Genomic DNA, 4,807 nt, shown 5'->3' with positions numbered 1-4,807 from the left:
CCGCCTCAGGAAACTCCACCCGCTCCACCGACCCAGGCAACAACACCCCAGCCAAACGAGCCCCAACAACACCCACCAACTCAACCCGAACACCCGCAGCAAACCCACGCAACAACGACAAATCCATGTTTATCCCTTAAAGATCGAAGTCGCTGGTAAACGAGCGGCTGAGCTTGAGTGTTTTTGACCGGTAACCGCCCCAGTGTGTGGTTTTGGGGGTTTTCGCCATGAGCCGTAGCTCGACGTTTTCCTTCATGAGATCGTCAGCGTCTTTGCTCAGGACGAGCTGCAGGGAAATCATCCGCTCCCTCTTGTCGATGTTGGTCAGGTCGAAATCGTGGATCACCTCATTGGAGATGAGCCGGTCGCCAAAGTAGAGGCCCACCTTGAGTTGCCGCGCCTGGACTTTATCGCTGACGGCGTCTTTTTGGAACAAACCGACCACGACCTGGTTGGTTGTAATCGAGTCCTTCTCCTGCATAATCTCGACGTCGACGAGTGAGACGTCGCCCGCCTTCTTCTTGTTCACCCGCAGGACGGGAACAAGAACTTCCTGCAGTGACGCGCCGCCGTGAACGAAACGCGCCCCGGCTCCCTGGCGTTTTAGCCTCTTGATGGACTTCGGGATTTGGATTTCGATGTCGCCTTCGAGACCGAGCTGGGCGGAACTGAAGGTCCGGAGACCATGAAGAGGCTTAAGGTTTCGTCCGAGCACGAACCGGCGATTTTCGAAGAAAAATTCGTCGCCCTGCGGGGTTTCGGACAGGAAATCGCTGGCCTCGACGGGCTTGTCCTGATAGATAAACCCATGATCTGCCGTAATCACCATATTGCTGACGTTGGCGCCTGCTGTCTTCTTGACGAGGGAAACCAGATCGAGCAACGCCTGCTCTGCTGCCTGGAAAGCAGAGGTTTCGGTAGCGAGTTTGTCGCCCGTTTGGTCAATCGTGTCGTGGTAGATGTAGATGACCTGGTTGTCCCTGAATAGCTCTCTTTGCTCGTCCCGAGTAAGGTCGGCGAATGAGGTTGCCTTGATGGCTTTGCCTGCTACGGTTGACAGGATTTTGGAGCGATTTTCCGTGCCACTGGAGGGTACGCCATCCAGGAGCACCAAAGCGTTCTTACCGGCTTGCTGTTCGAGCTTCGTGTGCGGCAGCAAGGACGCCATGCCCAGCTGGGTGTAGCTCGGAAGCACGCCAAGTTGAGCTTCTAGAACGGCATCGTAGCCATTTTCCTGGCGGATACGGGAGCCGAGCTCCTCCGCGACTTCGTAGCGCATCGCGTCGGAAATGATGACACAAACCTTGTTTTTCTTGGTCAGCTGCGGCTGAACATACTTGGTGAAGAAGTCTCGCTGTGATGGCACGACAGCCGATTGCCATTTTTCCAGCGCGTCCACTCGCACTTGCCACGAGTCGTTCAGCGGAATCAGGAACTTGTTTGAGTAGTGGCTTTCGACAACGTCGCGGAGCTTTTCAAGGGGCTTGCTGAATTCCGTCTTGCGCACCCGATAGATGAATCGCCTGTAAAGGCTGTCGATTTGCCACCATGTCTGCGAGTACTTTGTCAGCCCGTCGTCGAAGGAGTTGATCTGCACCTGGAAGGCGTCAGCTTCCTCAAGGAGGGCGACTCCGGCTTCGATAGCGAGGTAGACGTCCTGGTATTCCGGCCACCAAAGCGACCGGCGCCGCTGGCGCAGGACGTTGGCGGCGTCCTTACTGCTGAAGGCTTTGTCAGCGGCGAGACGGGCGGTTTCGGAGAGAATCTTCTGGTCCGCGACTTCGAAAGCCAGATTTTCGAGCAACTCCATGTAAGGGGTGCCCTCAATGGTCTTTCCGACCTGGAGAACATTTGCGGCGTTGCCCGACAGCGCGGCAAACGTTTGCGCGTGCCGTATATCGTGGCTCCATGCGCTGAAAAACAGCCGTGCATTGCGGGCCTGCTGCCCGTTCTCAGGCTCGAATCCGGGCAGCGTGGATTTGAAGAGCCAGAGCGCGAAGTCCTCAAGGCTTGGTTCAACCGACTCGTAACCGTAGATTGTCCGCAGTCCGTCGAAGAGGAAGCCGGTCAGAGCGCACTCCGCGACTGCCTCCATCCGGCCATTTTTATTTTTTGCAGAGTCCTCCAGCAGCATCCCGACAACTTCGTCCAACCGATGGTCCGAAGCGCTGCAGCAGACGGCCAGCATCTTTGCCCTGACATCGACAGCAGAATCCTTGTTTACAAGCAAGGTTTTCAGTGTCTGCCGTTTCGTATCATCGGCGAAGAAGGCGGAGTGCTCGGACACGAGGTACTTAAGCTCCGCCGGCAGACCACTGACATCCGCGGCGAGGTCGACTTTGTTGGCACTGAATTTTGCGTAAAAAAGTTCAACGTCGAACAGCCAGTTGTCGATCCCTTCTTTCACGGCACCTGTGCGGTAAAAAACGTAGCGTGGCGTGGTGTTTCCGCGAAGTGCCTCAAACTTCCGCGCGAACTCGTCGTTTTTGATTTCGCGCTTTTCAACCCCGTCCTCTTCAAACGTTGCGAAGTCTGTTTGGAACTCTCCCAAGGGATCATTCCACACGACTATGCGGGATTTCTTCAGTGCCGCGCTGAGGTGCTGGTGGATCTCACTCATTGGCTTCCAGCCCCACGATTTTCCTCAGCGCTGTCCCAAATTTGGGGTAGTTGGTCTTGACCCCGTCGTCCAGGTCAATATCGATCCGTTCGGTTGCCAGGGGGTAGAGCACGCTTTGTTCCCACTCCTCCAGCTCCAGCAGCATCTTCCCGATCTGCTCGGATTCCTTCCGGGCAGCCGTCTGCTCCTTCGCCGTCGATACCGTCGACACCGCCACCTGATCCAGGTTCGCCCGACGGGCCCGCAGCTTGGCCTGGAACTCATGCAGGTAATCGTTCAGCACCACACTCACTGTGTCCGGCCGGTACCGGTGCATATAAATCAACGCGCTGAAGGAACCCTTCGGCGAGGAGAACATCCAGTAAATCGGGCGCTTCTTGTACCGCTGGACGTGGTCCTTGTAAAAGTCCTGCACAAAGTACTTCCGGATGTCCTTGCCCAGAGACTCCTCGACAAAGCGAAGGTTCTCTTCGAAGTGCTCCTCCCCGAAGGATGCCTTCAGGAAGCCGCGCAACCGCTCGACAATGTCATCCTCAAACCAGGCATCCGACAACACCGGCAAAACGTTGTCCTTATCCGGCATGAACGACGGCGACGGCACCTTCGCCAGATACTCCGCCAACGTCTCACCCTGATCCGCCAACACCAAGCCAGGAGTATCTAGGCTGTACCGGCCAAACATACAACCCACCGCATAAGAGACGAGATCACGAACCGCATCTGAATTTTGAAGGGCCGTCAAAGTAGATTCCGCGCGGTCCCCACCGTAACGGTAGATTGGGTTAGCGGCCAAAGAAATTCGCCCTATTGGGACGGCGACGTCTACCTCTCCAGATAGCCCGAATCTTTCGATGATTCGCTTATTTGACGTCTCCTCTAGGTATTGCATCCGCTTGACAGTTGCCCGCCCCTTATCACGCACTTTGCTCACACATGAGTGAATTGATCCCTCCCTGTGTCCTTCGCCCAGGAGCGCCAATCCGCGAAAATTCCAAGACGTCTCGCTGTCGTCCCAGTCCGACTTCGACAGCCACACCAGCTCCTCCACAATATCTACGACCACCGGGTCAGCTAGATCTATCACAGGTAAGGCGGCAATAGCCCCGACCTCAAAATTTAGCGTTGGCGCAATCGCAGCAAGCATTTCGAGAATTACGGAAGAGTTCATAAGTCCCAATAGGGTCATCCGCGACTCATGAGATTCGGCAAAGATGGAAGTTCCGGCGACATCGAAAATAAATCCGGAGGGAAAGAATCTAAAGGCGGGAATACCTGACGAGATTTTAGACCACGATATAGACGGATTGAAATAGTAGTGAGGACTCCGAATGACAGACTTCGGTCGCATCGACTTCAGCTCAGCACCGTCGTTTTCCCAATTTATAATGAAATCCTGATTTCCGTACCAGCGACGGAAACTGCCGCCTTTATTGTACGGGAACCATTTTGTACCGCTTTCAGCTGCTTCCTCATCAGAAGCAACATCAAGGGCAGCCTTTTTCAAGCTCACCTCATGCCACAGGCGGAGGAAGCGACTGTTATCGCCAGTTTGCAATCCGACTCTGGGTTGAGCAACCGTCCCAAGTGGGCGGCCGTAGCTAAAGGCGTCAGCCATTTCAGGGCTGATCCAGTAAGCGATAGTTTGGCCTGGAATATTCTGGAAGTCGGCACTCGAAGCGTAGTGCATCCAGCCGCAATCTGGGTTGCGGATTGCTTCTAGTGCCCGAGGCGACTGATTCCCCGCACCTCGGAAGTTTGCCAGCCTAATAAAGGAGGCCTTAAGTCCGTTCGTCTCCGAATTTCTCATAGTAAAAGCGCATATCGGAACGGTTGCACCTTGAAAACCAGAATACTCTAGTTGTATGAGCGAAGTTAAAGGGTGGCGCGCATTGATCTGTTTCCGAAGTTTCTCATAAGAGCCCAAGAACATCCACACAAACGGAGACATCAAACCCATATAACCGCTGGCTTTGGAAAGTTCTGCAATTCTTGCTATAAAAGCCGAGAACAGATCAGCTTTGAAATCCTCGTAAAACTTTCCTATGAAGCTGGACAATTTTGGTCCCATGTTGCCGGAGCCCATGTAGGGGGGGTTGGCGACGACCACGTGGTACCGGGTGGAGAGGTACTCAGACTGCCGGATCACCTTTCCGGCGCGTTCAAGGATGTCCCCGCCGAACAGGGTCT

2 protein-coding genes are annotated in these 4,807 nt (G+C 54.7%); both read right to left on the bottom strand.

All coding sequences use genetic code 11. The features are described 5' to 3' along the window. Nucleotides 1-136: 136 nt before the first annotated feature. Nucleotides 137-2,620, bottom strand: coding sequence for a BREX-1 system phosphatase PglZ type A (gene pglZ, locus ACTIMO_RS17120; protein ID WP_448183200.1), 2,484 nt, complete (start codon nt 2,618-2,620; stop codon nt 137-139). After that, a partial coding sequence (gene pglX / locus ACTIMO_RS17115; RefSeq protein ID WP_448183199.1) for a BREX-1 system adenine-specific DNA-methyltransferase PglX occupies nt 2,613-4,807 on the bottom strand: 2,195 nt, incomplete at its 5' end. The genes pglX and pglZ, both read right to left, overlap by 8 nt.

This window comes from Arthrobacter sp. CP30, from assembly GCF_053470025.1.
The sequence above is the reverse complement of the archived record's forward strand: the minus strand, read 5'-3'. Positions and strand labels throughout refer to the sequence as shown.